Here is a 17,089-nt window from a genome sequence, read left to right on the forward strand (position 1 = left end):
AAATTTTGCTTATCCTACCCGAAATCGGCAGTTTGGGTGGGGTGCTTTAGCAAATTTCGTTGTACAATGAGCTTGTAAGGAAACATGCCTGCGTATCTAACAGCGCAGGATAATTCTGAGGAGGTGCAACAAATGAAAAAAGGTATTGTATTAGCTTGCTGCGCAATGCTTTTGGCGGGACAATTGCAATCTGCAGAAGCTCTTGACTGGAACAGAAGAATCGGCGTAGACAGAATGATTGACAGAACCATTGACAATACTATTAACAGGGCGGTGAATAAAGTGGAGAAACAGGAAAAAACCAAACGTGTAATTTTCCAGAATCTGCCGCAATCGGCAGCTGAAATCGGACCGGAAACCGATGCTCAGCAGGTAGCGGCTTATACCGTGGCAGCATTGGCTCGCTACGAAACCAATCCGACAGAGGCTATTGCTATGCTCAACAAGCTGCTGGGACCTCGTCCGGTACCTAAAAGAGATGAACAGTTCCTCGCAGACCGTTTCCGCGGCAGACAGTATCTGATGCGCTCCTACTTTATGGGTGCAACTCCGGCGAACAACTATCAGCCGGATATGCCGTATACCGTAGAGATTAAAACTAATGCCTATACTTATCAGGAGGAAGGCTATGCACGCTTCATGATTACCTGCGGCGGCGCTGACAGCCCGCGTCCGATGACCGTGCGCCAAAAGGCTTCTACCGGCGAATGGTTCCTGTGGGATTACAAGGGACTGCTGAGCGGCATTCAGACTCCGGCAGCAGATGATCCGTGGGCCTGAGAATAATTCAGCTTAAAAAACAATAGCATTATAAAACAAGCAGCCTTCCGGTGTTTCCGGGAGGCTGCTTGTTTGTATGCTGAGCCAAAAATAATCAAAAAATACGCTGAAAAGCCTGTTTTTTTGCCTCACCCTACCCAAAATCAGCCTTTGGGGTGGGGCGCTTTTGCTTTTTCTTGCTTATAATATAATTACAAAAGCTGGAAGGAAGTGATGTATATGAAGAAGTTCTGGAAAAAAACATCGCTGTTTTTGGTGACTGCAGCGATGACTGTTTCCGCTCCGCTGATGGCGTGGGCGCTGGAGCATGACATTGTTATTCTGCATACTAATGATATCCATTGCGGTATTAATGATAATATCGGTTTTGCCGGTTTGGCGCAGATTAAAAAGGATGCCTTGGCAAGAACGCCGAATGTGGCGCTGGTGGATGCAGGCGATGCTATTCAGGGCGCACCTATCGGCAAGCTGTCCCGCGGTCTGGCAGTTGTCGATATTATGAATTATCTGGGCTATGACTTCTGTATTCCCGGTAACCATGAATTTGACTACGGCATGGACCGCTTCATGGAGCTGGTGCCGCTGCAGCGTGCAGGCTATTACTGCGCAAATTTTGTTTATGCAGGCAACAACAAGCAGGTTCTGCCGGGCTACAAAATTATGCAGTATGAGGATACCAAGGTAGCCTTTGTGGGTGCGAGCACACCGGAAAGCCTGACAACCTCCACTCCTACCTTCTTCCAAAATGAGAAGGGCAAGTATATTTACAGCTTCTGCGAGGATAAAACCGGTAATAAGCTGTACAAGCAGCTGCAGAAGAATGTCGACAAGGCACGCAAGGACGGCGCGGACTATGTATTTATCGTAGGTCATTTGGGTATGGACGGTACTACTCCGCAGTGGAGCAGCGAAAGCGTTGCTAAAAACACTCAGGGCGTAGACGCTGTTATCGATGGACACTCTCACGAGCGTTTCACCCGTATGGTAAAAAATAAGGTAGGTAAGGACGTGCTGCTGGCGCAAACAGGCACTAAGCTGAAAACTGTCGGCGAGCTGGTAATTACTCCCGACGGCAAGCTGAAGAGCCAGCTGATTACCGAATCCAACGGCAAGGATGCCAATATCGCAAGAGTTATTGCCCAGGAAATAAAAACCTATGAGCCTTTGCTGAAGCAACCTGTGGGCGAAGCCTTGGTACAGCTGCGCAGCAATGATCCTGCAACCGGTGAGCGTATCGTGCGCAACCGTGAATGCAGCTTGGGTGACTTTGTTGCCGATGCCTATCGAGCAGTGCTTGATTGCGATGTAGTGCTGGCGAACGGCGGCAGTATCCGCAACGAAATCAAAACCGGCGTAATCAGCTACAACGATTTGCTGGAGGCCTTCCCCTTCGGTAATATGTGCGTAGTTTTAGAAGTGACTGGCCAACAGATTCTGGATGCGCTGGAGATGGGCGCAATCAGCTATCCTGAAGAAAGCGGCGGCTTTATGCAGGTATCTGGCCTGAGCTACACGCTCGACAGCTCTGTTGCTTCCAGCGTTGAGCTGGATGCCAAGGGCAATTTCGTGCGTGTTGCCGGTGCCCGTCGCGTAAGCGATGTTAAGATTGGCGGCAAACCGTTAGACGTTAAGAAAAAATACACCGTGGGCGGAACCTCCTACATGCTCAAATTCGGTGGTGACGGCATGACGATGTTCAAGGGAGCGCATCTGGTGCAGGACGAAATGATGAGTGACGCAGATACGATTATGGAATATCTGCAGAACCATCTGAATGGCAAGGTTGGCGAGCAATATGCTAATCCTTACGGCGATGGCCGTATTGTAATCAAATAAAAAGCTTTTCCATAGTAAAATGAGGAGATGATTGTTATGTTGAAGAAACGTATGGCGATGGGAATTTTGGCCGGACTTTTGGCCTGCAGCTTTATTGCCGGCTGCGGCGGGGGTGACAAAGGCACCAGCGAGCCTCCTAAACCGAAACCGATTGCTGCTGATTTGAAGGATTTGCCGAATAAGGATGTTAAGGTCGGCATTAATACATTTAAGCTCTTTACTCTGAAAAATAATCCTAATCTGCATTTGCAAAATACTTATAGCAAGGGTATGAGGGTGGCTGTTATCGGCAGAGATATGATTTATGCCAACGTTAAGGACAGACTAGTTCAGATGCAGTGGGATAAAGATGGTCTGCGCATGTTGGACAATAATGTTGATGCTTTGTCCGGTAATGCCAAAATTTCTTCCGATGGCACCAGAGGCATTTTCTATACCAATAAGAGAATGAGACTCAACTATTTCGATAGCGAAACCAAACGTATTGAAGAGGCACAAGGACGCTTCAATAACCTTGTTGTAATTCCTAAGGGCAATGCGGACAAGGCTTTGATTTGGATGAACCAGGGCGAAATGAGAAAGGTGGATCTTCGCAACGGCTACAGAGTAGGCAAGGATTTGGGCGAAGTACGTAAGGAATCCAGAAGCCGTAATGCTGACGACAAGGATAAAATCAATATTCCGCAAAGCGTTGTTGCAGACAGAAACGGTGATTTCTATGTTGGCGGCAATGCGCGTATCGGTACTCAGGATGTAGGCCTGGTAAGCGTTTATGACTTCAATGGCAAGCAAAAACGCGTCATCGGCAAAGAAAAACGTGAAGATAGCAAGGCCATCAATTCCTTAACCGATATAGCTTTGACTGATGAATATCTGGTAGTCAGCGATTCTTCTGTAGACAAGCAGCTGCTGCAGATTTACAGAAAGAACACCGGCACTCTGGTTGGTACCGTAAGTTATAAGGATTTGACCGATAATAAGGAAACCAGCATCGGTGCATGTGTAAACCTGGCAAATATGCCTGATAACAGAATTCTGGTTGCCCTCAGCAATGACAGAAAAAATATTAAAGATGAATTCTTCATCCTGCAGCTGTAATGTAGGGTAGAAGGCATGACAGAAGCTGTAAAATTTAAGAAATAAAGATTTGAACACCCCCGAAAGATATATTTTGGGGGTGTTTGAATTATAGCTTAAATTGGATATTTGGTTTTAGCAGTGTGTATGGCTATATATGTAATAAAAATGAGCGATAAATGAGCGATAAATGAGTGATAAAATGATCGATAAAGTTAATATTGCAATAGTAACCCCTAAACCATAACGAAAGCCTCCGACGAGTAAACTCGCCGGAGGCTTTTTGCTTGCTTTGGTGCGTCAATGCTCTGCGTTGCGCATCAGTTCGATATACTGCAGCAGCTCCTTACGGGTTTTTACACCCAGCTTGCTGTAGATATTTTTATTATGATATTTTAAGGTGTTTTCGGTAATACCCAACTGGCTGATAATATCTTTGGTAGAGCAGCCTTGTACATAAAGGTTAAAGATGTCCTCTTCCTTAGGTGTCAGCGTAACAAGATTATCGATAAACATCTGATAACTGTCGGGATCGACGGATTCCAGCTTCTTTTCAATGGCTTTTTCCAAAGCAGCTTGGGCAAAGTTGAACTGCTGCTGTGCCTGCTCGCGTTCCTGCTGAGCCTGCAGCTTTTCTTGCTGCGTCTGCTCCATTTGCAGGCGTACCTGCTGAATTTCATCCTGCAGGGCAGCAAGCTGTTCCTCCAGCTGAATATACTGGTTGGCGGTCTGCTTTTGCTTTTCCTGTGCCTCCTGCAGACGCACGGCGGCCTGACCGTATTGTTTTTGTACTTCATTGTTTTCGCTTTGCAGCTGGCGCATTTTTTCGGCCTGCTGCTCGGAATGGTTCTGCAGGAATTCAAAGAACTGGTTGAGCTCCAGCACATTGGCTTGCGGAGGAGCATCGGGATTTTGCTGCAGCTGCTGCAAATCCGCTACCAGCGGGTCTACATATCTTTTGCTGAAATAACCGGCAGACAGCAATGAAAGCAGCAGAATAATACCCAGCATTATCAGCAGACGCATTTTTGCCTGCCTCTGCAGATGATAATAGCTGTCGGCAGGCAGCATGACTGCTACCCTGTGCTCCGAGGCACCAACAGTCAAGGGGGCAGTGAAGCCGACGAAACGATCCTGGCCGGCAGTAAAGAATTCATGCTCGCCGTCAGAGCTGGTTGTTATAGTAGCATTGACGAAGGAGGCCGGATTGGAAAGCTGTCCCTGGTATTCGTTGTCCGCTTTTTTATCGAGGATAGCGGTAATCAGAGGATAGCCCTTGTAATTGGCCTGTTTGGTGCGCTGTTGGAAGTACACGCTGCTGATTTCGAAGCCGCAGACGCCGATAATCTTGCCGTCATTACTGTTAATGGGCATCAGGAAAAGACGTGACTGCTCCCAGCTTTCTTTAAGGTGAGCAACGTCTGTCAGGATATATTGTTGGGAAATGTTGTTTTCCTTGGCATGCAAAAGCGTATCAGCCTGCGGATAGGCGTGGATATTGAGTTCCATTTGCCAGGTGCTGTAAAGGCTGATGTTATTATTGCGTGCAACCTGTGGGTTGCCGCGGAACATACAGATTTCGTTGAACAGAGTGTTTTCGGAATAGATGTTAGTGAATTTGAGAAAAAGACCGTTATAGGTAGGTTCCAGCAGATTTGTGTTGACGCTGGCATTAATCAGATACAAGGCGCCGCTGGCCGGTGCCTGCTGCATTTTGGCGGCAAGTGTCTGGTAGGTTGCCTGCTGAATCGCTGTTAAGGCCTCGGGATTGTTGTTCAGGGCATCATAATTATTATAAATGCCCTGCTCCAGCATAACGCGGTTGATATCCTGCTGCAGCTGCTGCGACAAATCGATATTGTGAGCAGCCAGTGCGTTCATCTGGCGTTTGATATCGTTGGTACGGGTGTTAAGCTCATATTCAAGAAAGCGGTCGATATCATGGCTTGGCGGCTGTACTATGCCGATAACGTTTAACAGTATCAGCATAGCAGAACCTGCCAGCAGAACCAGTGACAGCAGGTAAATAATGAAACGGCCGCGCATGGAGCGTTTATTATGCCATATTTCCTTGCCTATAAGCAGCAGTCTTTTTATTTTGGTGAGCTTATTGAGCATTAAGAGCCTCCTTGGTAGGATTTTTTGGCTTATTGCTTGTAATTCAGCAGCTTCTGATAACTTTCTTCTACTAACTTATCAAGCGTTTGCTGTGGGTTGGCGCCGGCGGCAATTTGCTGCAGATATTGCTGGTGGGCAGCGCGCAGAATGTTTTTGCTGCCGTATTCCAGATTCTGCTGAATTTCGGCAGCGTTGTGCGGCAGATGCAGCCAGGTGCCTTTTTTGTATACCTGTTGCATGCAGGTATACAGCTTGCGATATTTGAAGTTATGCACCTCTTGCGGATTATTCAGCAGTTTGGGCAGTGCTTCCTTATTGGTTGGCAGGTAGCCCGCTTGCATTGCAAAATTCAAATTGCTGTTTTCCTGCGCCAGCCATTTGGCAAAAACAACGGCACCAAGGTTTTTGCGTTCATCTGTGCTTTTGATGGCTAATAATCCTACACCGCGCTGCAGCAGTGTTACCTTGCCGCCGCTGAAAACAGGGCAGGGATAATAGTTGGTAACAATGGTTTCACGCGTGTTGTCGGGATTGGTAACGTAATCGCGCATATAAAGAATAGCGGCGGTAGAGCCGACGTTGCTGATTAAATCGCCTGTTTTCCAGGCATCGGCAGCATAACCCTTTTCAATGCCCAACCCGCCGGCGATAGCAGGCTCGGCTGCGGCACGGAAGATGCGCTTGAAGTTGGGGCTGGCAAGGTCCGGCTTGCCGTCCTTGATTAACGGGTCGCCTAAGGAAGCCATGCTCGTCAGGTAATAGTTATAGAAATCGTCCAGCTGGCACATGTTTTTGCCGCCGGTTCGGGCATAATACTTGCGGCAGAGCGCAAAAAGCTTGTCGTAATCGGCAAAATCTTCAATGCTGGCACCGGTTGCCGCAGCAAAGCGGTCAAAATATGTCTGGTTTACAAAAAGCAGCTCAGTGGATTTTGCTATTGGCAGCATCAGCAGTTCCTTATCCTGATAGCCTTCGGCTAAAAATTCCGGCTGGTAAACAGCTAAATCTTCTTTATCAAGGTATTGGTCCCAATGCAGCAGTTTATCGTGCATTGCGGGAATAACGCGCGGATAGGCAGTAAAAAGATCGGGCAGCGGCACTGCGCCGGGCTCCTGCTTGGCAGAGGCGAATAAAGCTTTGTCAATAACATTGGAGCTGCTTACGGAAGCAACCTTGACAATGACGCCCTTGGCCTTACCCTCAGAGGCATTGAATTTTTCGATTGTATCATTAAACGGAGAATTGGTCTGGTTGCCGTAAACATGCCAGATAGTGAGCGTTACCGGCTTGGCCGGGTCGAGTGATGCCTTGCTGCCGCAGCCGCTGCTGAAAGCAGTAATAAGACAGAGCAGTAACAGCACCAACATACTGTATAATGAAGCAGAAAATTTTTTTGATACAACGGACATGAAAAAACCTCCTGAAAGGGAATTTTTAAAGAAAAAAGGTAAAAAATAAGGAAAATTTACCCTTATCCTACCCGAATTCGCCATTTGGTGTAGTGACTAAATGCGGTTTTTATATTAAACTTAAGGCAAGGAAGCGGAAAACAGCTTACCTGCACAGATGATTTGCTAAGATTGTCTAACAATTAGTTTATCACAAATCAAAGTATTAGTGAATAGCTTTTTACTACAGATAAGGATAAGATAAATATTTTACAATTTCTTGTCTGATAAGTGTACGTCTGTTTTATTCAAAGTCCTGTTAATATTAAGCGGGTTTTGATAAAATATAATTGTTAATATTTTAGTGATACAAAAGGAGGTTGTATTATGGGTTTAATTAAAGCGGCAATGGGCGCTGTAGGCGGCGTACTGGGCGACCAATGGAAAGAGTTTTTCTATTGCGAAAGCATGCCTCCCGAGGTTCTGGTAACCAAGGGTATGAAGCGTACGTCCAGCCAAGGACGCAGCTCCAACACTTCTGCAGAAGACAACATTATCAGTAATGGCAGCGTTGTTGCTGTCAACGAAGGTCAGTGCATGATTATCGTTGAGCAGGGCAAGGTTGTAGATATGTGCAACGAGCCCGGCGAATATGTATACGATACTTCTACTGAACCGTCTATCTTTACCGGCGATCTGAAGGATAATGTAAAGGCGATTTTCGGTCAGATCGGTAAACGTTTCACCTTCGGCGGTGACCCCGGCAAGGATCAGCGCGTATATTACTTCAATATGAAGGAAATTTACGGCAACAAGTTTGGCACCGCTCAGCCGATTCCTGTACGCCTGATTGACAACAACTTAGGCATTGATTGGGAAGTTGGCATCCGTTGCTTCGGTGAATACAGCTATAAGATTACCAATCCGTTGCTGTTCTACACCAATGTATGCTCTAACATCACTGACGAATATCGTCGTGACCAGATTGACAGCCAGATGAAGAGCGAGCTCATGATGAGCCTGGGCGTTGCCCTCGGTACGCTCACTGAAAACGGTATGCGCTACAGCGCACTGCCGCGTCATGGCAAAGAAATCGCTAACGCTTTGAACGAAGATTTGAGCGACCAATGGCGTGACCGCCGTGGTGTAGAGGTTTATTCCTTTGCACTGGCAAGCGTAACCATGTCTGAGGAAGATGCTCAACGTCTGAAAGATATCCAGATGCTCAGCAATCCGAACCGTGCAGCAGCAGCTATGGCTGGTGCTACTGCAGACGCTATGCGTATTGCAGCTGGCAATGAAGGCGGCATGGGTGCAATGGGCGGCTTTGTTGGCATGAATATGGCCGGAATGGCCGGTGGCGCAAATGTGGCTGGCTTGTTTGCCCAAGGACAACAGCAGCAGATGTATGCTCAGCAGAATCCTTACGGCCAACAGCCTCCTTACGGACAACCGCCTTATCCGCAACAGCCGCAACCTCCTACTCCGCCGCCGGCCGCCCCTGCCGCCCCTGCGGCAGCAGCACCGGCAGCAGATACCTGGACCTGCAGCTGTGGCACTACCAACACTGGTAAGTTCTGCGCTAACTGCGGCGGCAAGAAGCCTGAGCCGAAACCGGCAGAGGGCAGCTGGACCTGCAGCTGTGGCACTACCAATACCGGTAAGTTCTGCGCTAACTGCGGCAGCAAGAAGCCGGAAGACAAACCGGCAGAGGAAGGCTGGACCTGCAGCTGCGGCGCTGTAAACAAAGGCAAGTTCTGCGCTGAATGCGGCAGCAAGAAGCCTGAGGGAGCACCGCTGTACAAGTGCGATAAGTGTGGCTGGGAGCCGCCAGATCCGCACCATCCGCCTAAGTTCTGCCCTGAATGCGGCGATATTTTCGACGATAACGACAAACAATAACCTCATATATTAACTGCTTGCGTCAGATGTGAATGCAAGCATGATGTATGCTCCTTGGCTGCCCCCTTTCGCCTCACTGCGTTCGGCACCTTCCCCAAGGGGAAGGCAAGAAGGTTAGCAAAAAAACAATGGGTGAATCGAAAGCCTTAGAGAGCAATTAACATATCGTGTAAGGAATAGCAATTTTAGCAAATAAGTGTCCGGAACCATATGCGGGCGCATCCAAGAAGCGAGTCCACAGGACGATGCTGATTGGCTCATGTGCGCCATGCGATAGTGTCCCAAGAAGCAAGCTCAAAGAGCGCAGCTGATTGGTTTGACACGAACCGCTAAGCGAGGGGACGTAACATACTGTTACTATCTGACAAATTTTACCGAAGCTTCGTCTTGGTTCCACACGAAATTTGCGTTGTGCCCTTTGGGCACCGGAAAATTGCTTCTGACTGGAACGATATTTAATTGCGATGTACAACTACCTTTCATGAGTGGAAGGCAAGATGTCGAAATAGGCGACTAAAGGGGGAGCGGGAGCAATCAAAATTGCATAACTATATTTTAACGAGGTGATATTATGGCTGAAACCTCTGTAGGCTATAAGTGCCCTAACTGCAGCGCGCCGCTGACGTTTTTGCCCGGTCATGATAAGGTGACCTGCGAATACTGCGGTACCGAGCTTGAAGTTAAGACTATAGAAGAAATGTATGCCGCCAAGGAAGCCGCTGCTGCCAAAGCGCAGGCTGCCAAGGAGGCTAAGTGGGATACCTCTGCTGCCGGCAGCGAATGGGAAGCTGACGAAGCAGAGCAGATGAAGGCGTTTACCTGCTCCAGCTGCGGTGCGCAGATTGTGAGCGACGGCAACACCATGGCAACAGAATGCTGCTACTGCGGCAGCCCGACCATGCTGCCGAGCCGCTTCGAAGGTATGCTGAAACCGGACTTCATCATTCCCTTCAAGAAAACCAAAGAGGAAGCTGTTGCTGCCCTCAAAGAATTTTACAAGGGAAGAACCCTGCTGCCTAACTCCTTTACGGCCAACAATCGTGTGGAGGATATCCAGGCGATGTATGTACCGTTCTGGCTGTTTGACTCCAAGGTTAGTGCCAGCGGCAGCTATCAGGGTGCCAGCGACAGCGTTTATGAAACCGATGATGAGGTTGTTACGACTACCGTTGTCTATAACTGCGAACGTGAAGGCACCATGTCCTTTGAGCGCATTCCTGTAGATGGCAGCGAGAAGATGGACGATACCTTTATGGAAAGCATCGAGCCGTTTGATTACAAAGAAATGGTTCCCTTCAGCACCGCTTATCTGACAGGCTTTTTGGCAGATAAGTATGATGTGGATGCCGAGGCTGCTGTAGCACGTGCTGATGCGCGCGTTGTCAAAAGTGCCGAGGGCTGCCTGGCAGATACCGTTACAGGCTATACCCGTGTAACCAGCAACGGTGACTGCGCAGTTATTAAGGATGAAAATGCTGTACATTATGCAATGGTGCCGGTATGGATTCTGTCTACACGCTTTGAAGGTAAGCCCTATACCTTTATGATGAACGGTCAGACGGGTAAGGTTGTCGGCAGTCTGCCGATTGACTATGGCAAGCTGCGTAATTACACTGCCCTGACCTTTATTATTGTAACAATTATCAGCTACTTCATTGTGAAGTTCATCTTATAAGGAGGTGCCGGAATGAGAAAGTTATTTGCAATCTTAACCATGCTGGCAGCCCTTATGTTAGCCAGTGTAACAGCCTTTGCTGCGCCCAGCCTGGTGGATAACGCCAAGATTCTTACGCCGCAGCAGCGTCAGGCAGTTCTGGCAGAGCTGCACAAGCAGGAGCAGGCGCATAATGTGCGCATTGCTGTTGTAACCATGAAGACAATTGGCGGTGCCGTTCCAGGTGAATATGCCAATAAGCTGCTCGACGATGTTTATAATGACGGTGCCAAGGGCAATATGGTATTGCTGCAGGTTACCAACACCCGTAAATGGTATATTGCTACCGATAAACAGCTGAAGCAGGTTATCGTTGGCAATGAAGCTACTGAGTATATGAGCAAGCCGATGGTTGCAGAGTTCAAGAAAGATAATTATGCCCAAGGCTACATCACCTATGCTCAAAAAGCAGGCGAGCTCCTTGAGTATTACGAAAAGGAAGGCGAGCCGTGGGATCCTAATGCAGGCTTCAACTGGTTTGCTTTAGTAATTGCTGCCGGTATCGGCGGTGCTGCAGCCTATGGCTGTCGTGCTCTGCTTATTAGTGGCATGAGCAATGTCCGTGAAGCTGTTGAAGCAAATGCTTACCTTGATAAGCAAACCTTTGCGCTGACGCACAGCAATGATACTTATCTGTACACCAACATTTCTGCTGTTCCGAAGTCTAAATCCAGCGGCAGCAGTGACGATGGTTCTGTAAGCGAAAGCTCTGCTGATAGTGATCATGGCGGCGGCGGTGGCAGCTACTGATATTGAAATGAGCTGAAACTTTTTGCGGCTGCGATTGTTTATCGCGGCCGCTTTTTTAAAAGGGAGGTTATTATGCGCAGAACGACTATAAATTCAGGCTTTTTTATCTGCTTTATTGCCAACCTGATAGTGAACTGGGAATGGGGGTTTATCGCGGTGCTGCTCTGGGGCTTTAGCTACTGGTTCAATCTTTCGTGGTATCCGGCGGCGGCTATGGCTGTTTTGTGGCTCCTGATGGGCTTTTCTCTGACCTGGATGATTATCTGGGGCTCGTCGGCGCGCGATAATTACCGTCCCAATCAGCAGCTGAAAAATATTAATCCCTATTCGCCTAAGAATGAGGATGTGCTGCCCAAAAACAAAAAGTGAATCAGCTTTGCCGGCCTGGCCGGCGGAGCGGTGCTATACGTAAAAACGCCGTGGCTGCGGCAGGTCGATAACCTGCTGCGTAAGCCGCGGCGTTTTGCTGTGCGTAGATAATTTTGTTTACTGCCAAGATGGCGGTCTTTTTATTTTTTCAGGCTCTGGTAAATAGCGTCCAGGTTTTCTTCCATGCGGGTAAGATAGGTTTTCTCGCCGTTGCTGCATTCGATAGTGTATATTTCCTGCGTAGTGGCACCAACCTCGCGCGCCAGTGTTTCCGATGTTTTGGGGCTTACTGCTTCTTCAACAAAGATAGTTTTTACATTGTGCTCCTTGCAGTAGGCTGTCAGCTTGGCCAGGTTTTGCGCGCTCGGCTCACCGCTGGCAAAAACGTCCTCGATGCTTTGCTGCTGCAGGCCGAAGTCACGGCACAGGTAAGCAAAGGCAGCATGGCCGGTGACAAAGTCCTTTTGTTCCAGCTTGCTGAATTTTTTCTGATAGGCAGCAAGCAATGCCTGTAGCTTTTGATTGTATTCTGCGGCATTCTTGCGGTAGGAATCGGCGTTAGCTTTGTCTGCGGCGGCCAGTGCTTCGGCAATATTCTTTACCTCTGTCTGTGCGCAGCTCAGGCTTAGCCAGGTGTGGGGGTCATACTGGCCGTGTGCTCTGATTTCATCGGCTTCTGTAAGGCTGATGCGGTCGGTTCCCTTGGCAGCTTCTACGATGACGAGCTTGGGATTGGCGGCGGCCTGCGTTGCCTGCTCCACCCAGCGCTCCATGCCCGTGCTGTTGTAAATCAGAATGTCTGCCTTGCTCAGGGCCTGCATAGTTTTAGTAGTAGGCTGAAAATCATGCGGCTCTGTGCCGTCGGGAATCAGGGCAGTTATATGAATTTTATCCTGTCCTACGGCCTGAGCAAATTCTTTCATAGCATTAAAGGTTACCACAACTCGCAGCTTGTGGTCCGCAGCAGGTGCAGGCTCCTTGCTGCCGCAGCCTGCCAGCAGACTGCAGAGCAGCAGTGTGCAAATACAAAAAATAATACTGAGCTTTTTCATGGGCTCTCCTCCTCATTTAAACACAAATAAACGCAAATGATTTGCATATTATAACAAATTTTATCATAACACCCGTGAACTTTCTTGTCAAGCTAAATGCAAATGACTTGCATATTTGCCAAGCGAGGTCTATAATATTTACTGCAACAAAAACGGCAGCGCAGACTGCCGTAAGTAAATGAAGGAGCCACTATGATAGAACTGAAGCATATAGAATTTGCCTATGAATATGGCAACGAGCTGCTGCGCGATATCAATATGCAGGTAAATGACGGCGAGTATATTGCCATTGTCGGCGAAAACGGCAGCGGCAAAAGTACGCTGGTCAAGCTGCTCTTGGGCTTGCTGGAGCCGTCAAAAGGCGAATTGAAGAATACTTTTGGCAGCATCGGCTACGTGCCGCAGCGCTTTGAAACTCTCAACAGCCAGTTTCCGATAACTGTATATGAAGTAATGGAATATTACCGCAGGATATTAAAAGTAGCGGATAAGCAGGCAGTACGCCGCTGCCTGGAGCTGATGCATGTTTACGACCTGCGTGACCGCCTTATCGGTACGCTGAGCGGCGGCCAGTGCCAGAAGGTGCTGATTGCCAGAGCACTGCTGGGCAGCCCGCAGCTGCTGATTTTTGATGAGCCTTCTACCGGCATTGATGTCAAGAGTCAGCAGGAACTGTACAAATTTATGCAGGAGCTGCATGAGCAGGGTATTACCATTATCACGGTAGAGCATAACCTGAAATTTGCGGCGCGTAATGCCGATAAAATGTATCATGTCATGAACGGACATGGTCATTTCTGCAATCCGCAGGAATATGTACAGGAATATATGCAGGATAATGTAGGAGGTGCGGAATAATGCTGGAATACGCTTTTATGCAGAACGCATTGCTGGTTTCTGTACTGATTTCTTTAATGTGTCCGATGATTGGTATGTTCCTGGTGCTGCGCCGCTATTCCATGATTGGCGATACGCTGGCACATGCATCGCTGGCCGGCGTAGCGGTTGGCCTGCTTGTTAAGGTAAACCCGATTATCAGCGCCTTTGCCGTAACCTCTGTTTTTGCCGTGCTGATTGAGGTTTTGCGTCAGCGCTTCCGCCGCTATGCTGAGCTTATACTGGTGATTATTCTGTCGCTGTCTGTCGGTATTGCGATTACTATTATCAGCAGCGGTATGGTACATACTAATGTAGAAGCATTTTTGTTCGGCAGCATTCTGACCGTAACGCCTGACGATGTGCTGGCGGTAGCAGTGCTGTGTGTAGTGTCGCTGGCTGCTGTTTACTTTTTGTATCCGCAGTTGGTTATGCTGGCCTTTGATGAGGACGGCGCCAAAATTGCCGGTGTAAAAACACGCCTGATTAATTATATCTTTGCTCTGTTGGTAGCGGCCATGGTTGCTGTTTCCATCCGTGTGGTAGGCATTCTGGTTATCAGCTCGCTGATTGCGCTGCCAGTAGCGGCGGCACTGCAGTTGGGCAAGGGCTTTAAGGTTACGATGCTGGCAGCCATGGTGCTGAGCTTTATCGCTATTATTACAGGCCTTGTGACCTCCTATTGGCTGGGTGCGGCGCCGGGCGGTGTAACCGCTTTGGTTTCGGTGGCTTTGCTGCTGTTGATTATCATTTATAAAGAAATACGTGCTGTCTTATAAAGAAGGGGTAGAAAGATGACTGATACAAGTTCTGCGGCAGATTATCGCGATTATCTGCATCGCTACGGATTAAAAAATACCCGTCACAGACAGCTTATTCTGCAGCTGCTGCTGGCGAGCGAGGGCGTGCTGACGGCAGAGGATATTTATCAGCAGCTGTGTGAGCAGGGCACGGAGATAAATTTTTCCACGGTTTACCGTATTCTGGAAAATTTTACGCAAAAGGGACTGACGGAAAAGAGCTTTCTGGCAGATGCGCGCAAGTACGGCTTTGTCCTGCACGCATTGGGGCACAGGCACCGCCTTATCTGCCTGCGCTGCCACCGGATTGTGGAGGTAGACCATTGCCCGATTGCTGATTTTGAGGAGCAGCTGGCGGATAAAACGGAATTTGCCATTGTAGGACATAACCTGGAATGGTATGGCTATTGTCCGGAATGCCGCAAGCAGAAATAGCAGGAAAATTTTTCAAAAAAGCTTGCAAAGCAGCGTAAGCAATGATATAATTATTAAGCTTGTATATAACTATATATACTTCTTCTGCTCCCGGAGAGACGGGGGCCAAAGTCCAAAGGAGGAGGTGATTTCGTGAACGCATACGAAGTCATGTACATCGTTAAACCTGTTGAGGATGAGGCTTGTGAAGCAGTTGTTGCTAAATTCGAGAAACTCATCACTGCAAACGGTGGTAATGTAGAAAAAACCGATCGTTGGGGCAAAAGACGCCTTGCTTATGAGATCCAGGACCTGAATGAAGGTATCTATGTTCTCGTAACCTTCCAGGCTGACGCCGCTGCTGTTAAGGAACTTGATCGTGTTATGAAAATTACCGATGAAGTACTGCGCCATATGATTATCAGAAAGGGTGAATAATCAATGAACAAGATTATTCTGTTGGGCAGACTTACTAGAGATCCGGAAGTGCGTTATACGCCGACCGGTAAAGTTGTTTGTCAGTTTACTCTTGCAGTAGACAGACCTTTTGCCAATCAGGAAGGCCAAAGAGAAGCTGATTTTATTCCAGTAGTAATCTGGGGTAAACAAGCTGAGACATGCGGTAACAGTCTCACCAAAGGGCAGCGCGCGCTTGTTGAAGGCCGCCTGCAAATCCGTAGCTATGATGGCAAGGATGGCAACAAACGCTGGATAACCGAAGTAATCGCTGATCGCTTCGAGTTTATTGAGCGCAAAGCTGATGCCGCTGCTGCTCATAGCAATCCGACTCGCTCTGCTGCGCCGGCACAAGACGGCGGTATGGGTGGTTTCGGACAACAGGTTCCCTTTGATGAGGAAATTCCATTCTAATTTAAGGGAGGTTATGCAATGAAACGCGAAAGAGGCAGAAGACCTAGAAGAAAAGTTTGCAGCTTCTGTGTTGATAAAGTTGAAGAAATCGATTACAAGGATGCAAATAAGCTGAAACGCTATATCACCGAACGTGGTAAGATTTTACCGCGCCGTATTTCCGGTACCTGCGCTAAGCACCAACGCCAATTGACCGTAGCAATCAAACGCGCTCGCTGCGTTGCTTTGCTGCCGTTCACCTGCGAATAATTCGCACGGCGGTTTAAACGAAACTTATACCCCGTAGCCATTTGGCTGCGGGGTTTTCGTTTATGTAAAAATCACAAAAAATTTACTTATTTACGCAGGCGTTAACATGATATAATAATAATAGAACTATACATACGAGGTGAATTGCATGAAAACATCTTTGAGAACCTTATTTTTGACTTTTGTTTTTACGATGCTTTGCACAGCAATGGCTTTTGCCTATAATCCCGGTCAGCGTACCATCCATCTGCTGGGTAACACTCTGAACAGTGATAAGCATCCTGTACATCTGGTTGTAACTCAGACGATTGATATGCGTGAGGTGCTGACTGCCGAAGCCTATGCCAAGCTGCCGACTGCACAGCAAAAGCGCACCAACCGTACCGAATACAATGAAGCCAACGGCATTAACGCCGAGCGCATCACTACTACCGATGGTGACGGCAAGGTAATCAAGGATGCCGTTTCCTTTGTGAAGAACGGTTATTGGTATACTATTGACTATCTCAATAAAAACTATGACAGAGTTCCTGAGCTGCCGGGCATGAGCGTTCCTTTTGCCGAAACCTTAATCAGCTGGTTCAATGTACGTCCGCAGGGCGGTAATGATGAAAACACCGGTTATGATTATGATAAGATGACCAAGGGCACCAACAGCCTGAACTTCTATTATGCAAAGGATACCGATGACTGGAAGGGCTACGAAGTAAGCTATCTGCCTATCTTTAAGGTTCTGGAGGTTTCCAATACTGTAGATGAGGCAACTGCCTTTGCTCTGCCGCCTGCAGATTTCAAGGCTGTAGCAAATCCTTCTATGCGTGCTTACGCTAACAGACTTTTGGATAGACAATAAGTCCTGTAAGCTGATTATATTTTTTCAAAGGGGGAATACCA

General features: G+C 48.0%; 17 protein-coding genes. 14 read left to right on the plus strand and 3 right to left on the minus strand.

Annotated elements, in window-relative coordinates:
- The first annotated feature begins 132 nt into the window (after window positions 1-132).
- From KAH19_RS04555 to KAH19_RS04565, 3 genes are all read left to right on the plus strand, one after another.
- Window positions 133-780 (plus strand): hypothetical protein, encoded by a 648-nt coding sequence (locus KAH19_RS04555; protein WP_210685285.1) that lies wholly within the window; start codon window positions 133-135, stop codon window positions 778-780.
- Window positions 781-993: 213 nt separating this feature from the next.
- Window positions 994-2,616 (plus strand): bifunctional UDP-sugar hydrolase/5'-nucleotidase, encoded by a 1,623-nt coding sequence (locus tag KAH19_RS04560; RefSeq protein ID WP_371816688.1) that lies wholly within the window; start codon window positions 994-996, stop codon window positions 2,614-2,616.
- A gap of 36 nt (window positions 2,617-2,652) precedes the next feature.
- A complete protein-coding gene (locus KAH19_RS04565; RefSeq protein WP_210685287.1) occupies window positions 2,653-3,714 on the plus strand; it encodes a hypothetical protein in 1,062 nt (353 codons plus the stop codon).
- 279 nt (window positions 3,715-3,993) lie between these two features.
- Here the strand turns inward: KAH19_RS04565 and KAH19_RS04570 are convergent, their stop codons facing one another.
- Both KAH19_RS04570 and KAH19_RS04575 read right to left on the minus strand, forming a co-directional pair.
- Window positions 3,994-5,811, minus strand: a complete 1,818-nt coding sequence (locus tag KAH19_RS04570) for a helix-turn-helix transcriptional regulator (protein WP_210685288.1) — start codon at window positions 5,809-5,811, stop codon at window positions 3,994-3,996.
- A gap of 29 nt (window positions 5,812-5,840) precedes the next feature.
- Window positions 5,841-7,220, minus strand: coding sequence for an ABC transporter substrate-binding protein (locus KAH19_RS04575; protein WP_210685289.1), 1,380 nt, complete (start codon window positions 7,218-7,220; stop codon window positions 5,841-5,843).
- A 366-nt stretch (window positions 7,221-7,586) separates the two neighbouring features.
- Between KAH19_RS04575 and KAH19_RS04580 the strand changes: the two genes are divergently transcribed.
- The 4 genes from KAH19_RS04580 (at window position 7,587) to KAH19_RS04595 (ending at window position 11,934) form a co-directional block, all read left to right on the plus strand.
- Complete coding sequence (locus tag KAH19_RS04580) at window positions 7,587-9,101, plus strand: SPFH domain-containing protein (protein ID WP_210685290.1); 1,515 nt, start codon at window positions 7,587-7,589, stop codon at window positions 9,099-9,101.
- A gap of 571 nt (window positions 9,102-9,672) precedes the next feature.
- Complete coding sequence (locus tag KAH19_RS04585; protein WP_210685291.1) at window positions 9,673-10,776, plus strand: hypothetical protein; 1,104 nt, start codon at window positions 9,673-9,675, stop codon at window positions 10,774-10,776.
- A 12-nt stretch (window positions 10,777-10,788) separates the two neighbouring features.
- Window positions 10,789-11,565 (plus strand): YgcG family protein, encoded by a 777-nt coding sequence (locus KAH19_RS04590; protein ID WP_210685292.1) that lies wholly within the window; start codon window positions 10,789-10,791, stop codon window positions 11,563-11,565.
- Between the two features lie 72 nt (window positions 11,566-11,637).
- Window positions 11,638-11,934 (plus strand): hypothetical protein, encoded by a 297-nt coding sequence (locus KAH19_RS04595; RefSeq protein WP_210685293.1) that lies wholly within the window; start codon window positions 11,638-11,640, stop codon window positions 11,932-11,934.
- Between the two features lie 140 nt (window positions 11,935-12,074).
- Here the strand turns inward: KAH19_RS04595 and KAH19_RS04600 are convergent, their stop codons facing one another.
- The gene (locus KAH19_RS04600; protein ID WP_210685294.1) at window positions 12,075-12,986 is read right to left on the minus strand and encodes a metal ABC transporter solute-binding protein, Zn/Mn family; all 912 of its coding nucleotides are present in this window, start codon (window positions 12,984-12,986) and stop codon (window positions 12,075-12,077) included.
- Window positions 12,987-13,178: 192 nt separating this feature from the next.
- Here KAH19_RS04600 and KAH19_RS04605 point away from each other — a divergent pair, with 192 nt between their 5' ends.
- The 7 genes from KAH19_RS04605 to KAH19_RS04635 all read left to right on the plus strand — a co-directional run bounded on the left by KAH19_RS04605 (window position 13,179) and on the right by KAH19_RS04635 (window position 17,048).
- On the plus strand, window positions 13,179-13,844 hold the full coding sequence (locus tag KAH19_RS04605; RefSeq protein WP_210685295.1) for a metal ABC transporter ATP-binding protein: 666 nt from the start codon (window positions 13,179-13,181) through the stop codon (window positions 13,842-13,844).
- Window positions 13,844-14,641, plus strand: a complete 798-nt coding sequence (locus tag KAH19_RS04610; protein WP_210685296.1) for a metal ABC transporter permease — start codon at window positions 13,844-13,846, stop codon at window positions 14,639-14,641. Before KAH19_RS04605 ends, KAH19_RS04610 begins: the two co-directional genes overlap by 1 nt.
- Window positions 14,642-14,656: 15 nt before the next feature.
- Entirely contained in the window at window positions 14,657-15,097 is a 441-nt protein-coding gene (locus KAH19_RS04615) for a Fur family transcriptional regulator (protein WP_210685297.1), read from the plus strand.
- A gap of 132 nt (window positions 15,098-15,229) precedes the next feature.
- The gene (gene rpsF, locus KAH19_RS04620) at window positions 15,230-15,514 is read left to right on the plus strand and encodes a 30S ribosomal protein S6 (protein WP_009145514.1); all 285 of its coding nucleotides are present in this window, start codon (window positions 15,230-15,232) and stop codon (window positions 15,512-15,514) included.
- 3 nt (window positions 15,515-15,517) lie between these two features.
- The gene (locus KAH19_RS04625; protein WP_009145515.1) at window positions 15,518-15,946 is read left to right on the plus strand and encodes a single-stranded DNA-binding protein; all 429 of its coding nucleotides are present in this window, start codon (window positions 15,518-15,520) and stop codon (window positions 15,944-15,946) included.
- Window positions 15,947-15,964: 18 nt separating this feature from the next.
- A complete protein-coding gene (gene rpsR / locus KAH19_RS04630) occupies window positions 15,965-16,195 on the plus strand; it encodes a 30S ribosomal protein S18 (protein ID WP_009145516.1) in 231 nt (76 codons plus the stop codon).
- 148 nt (window positions 16,196-16,343) lie between these two features.
- Window positions 16,344-17,048 (plus strand): hypothetical protein, encoded by a 705-nt coding sequence (locus KAH19_RS04635; protein ID WP_210685298.1) that lies wholly within the window; start codon window positions 16,344-16,346, stop codon window positions 17,046-17,048.
- The last annotated feature ends 41 nt before the right edge of the window (window positions 17,049-17,089 follow it).

It is taken from the genome of Phascolarctobacterium sp. Marseille-Q4147, from assembly GCF_017968825.1.
GTDB lineage: Bacteria > Bacillota > Negativicutes > Acidaminococcales > Acidaminococcaceae > Phascolarctobacterium_A.

Excerpts from the sequence above, each read along its gene's own strand:
- KAH19_RS04555 (WP_210685285.1), top strand. The coding sequence starts at position 133 with ATGAAAAAAGGTATTGTATTAGCTTGCTGCGCAATGCTTTTGGCGGGA.
- KAH19_RS04560 (WP_371816688.1), top strand. The coding sequence starts at position 994 with ATGTATATGAAGAAGTTCTGGAAAAAAACATCGCTGTTTTTGGTGACT.
- KAH19_RS04565 (WP_210685287.1), top strand. The coding sequence starts at position 2,653 with ATGTTGAAGAAACGTATGGCGATGGGAATTTTGGCCGGACTTTTGGCC.
- KAH19_RS04570 (WP_210685288.1), bottom strand. The coding sequence starts at position 5,811 with ATGCTCAATAAGCTCACCAAAATAAAAAGACTGCTGCTTATAGGCAAG.
- KAH19_RS04575 (WP_210685289.1), bottom strand. The coding sequence starts at position 7,220 with ATGTCCGTTGTATCAAAAAAATTTTCTGCTTCATTATACAGTATGTTG.
- KAH19_RS04580 (WP_210685290.1), top strand. The coding sequence starts at position 7,587 with ATGGGTTTAATTAAAGCGGCAATGGGCGCTGTAGGCGGCGTACTGGGC.
- KAH19_RS04585 (WP_210685291.1), top strand. The coding sequence starts at position 9,673 with ATGGCTGAAACCTCTGTAGGCTATAAGTGCCCTAACTGCAGCGCGCCG.
- KAH19_RS04590 (WP_210685292.1), top strand. The coding sequence starts at position 10,789 with ATGAGAAAGTTATTTGCAATCTTAACCATGCTGGCAGCCCTTATGTTA.
- KAH19_RS04595 (WP_210685293.1), top strand. The coding sequence starts at position 11,638 with ATGCGCAGAACGACTATAAATTCAGGCTTTTTTATCTGCTTTATTGCC.
- KAH19_RS04600 (WP_210685294.1), bottom strand. The coding sequence starts at position 12,986 with ATGAAAAAGCTCAGTATTATTTTTTGTATTTGCACACTGCTGCTCTGC.
- KAH19_RS04605 (WP_210685295.1), top strand. The coding sequence starts at position 13,179 with ATGATAGAACTGAAGCATATAGAATTTGCCTATGAATATGGCAACGAG.
- KAH19_RS04610 (WP_210685296.1), top strand. The coding sequence starts at position 13,844 with ATGCTGGAATACGCTTTTATGCAGAACGCATTGCTGGTTTCTGTACTG.
- KAH19_RS04615 (WP_210685297.1), top strand. The coding sequence starts at position 14,657 with ATGACTGATACAAGTTCTGCGGCAGATTATCGCGATTATCTGCATCGC.
- KAH19_RS04625 (WP_009145515.1), top strand. The coding sequence starts at position 15,518 with ATGAACAAGATTATTCTGTTGGGCAGACTTACTAGAGATCCGGAAGTG.
- rpsR (WP_009145516.1), top strand. The coding sequence starts at position 15,965 with ATGAAACGCGAAAGAGGCAGAAGACCTAGAAGAAAAGTTTGCAGCTTC.
- KAH19_RS04635 (WP_210685298.1), top strand. The coding sequence starts at position 16,344 with ATGAAAACATCTTTGAGAACCTTATTTTTGACTTTTGTTTTTACGATG.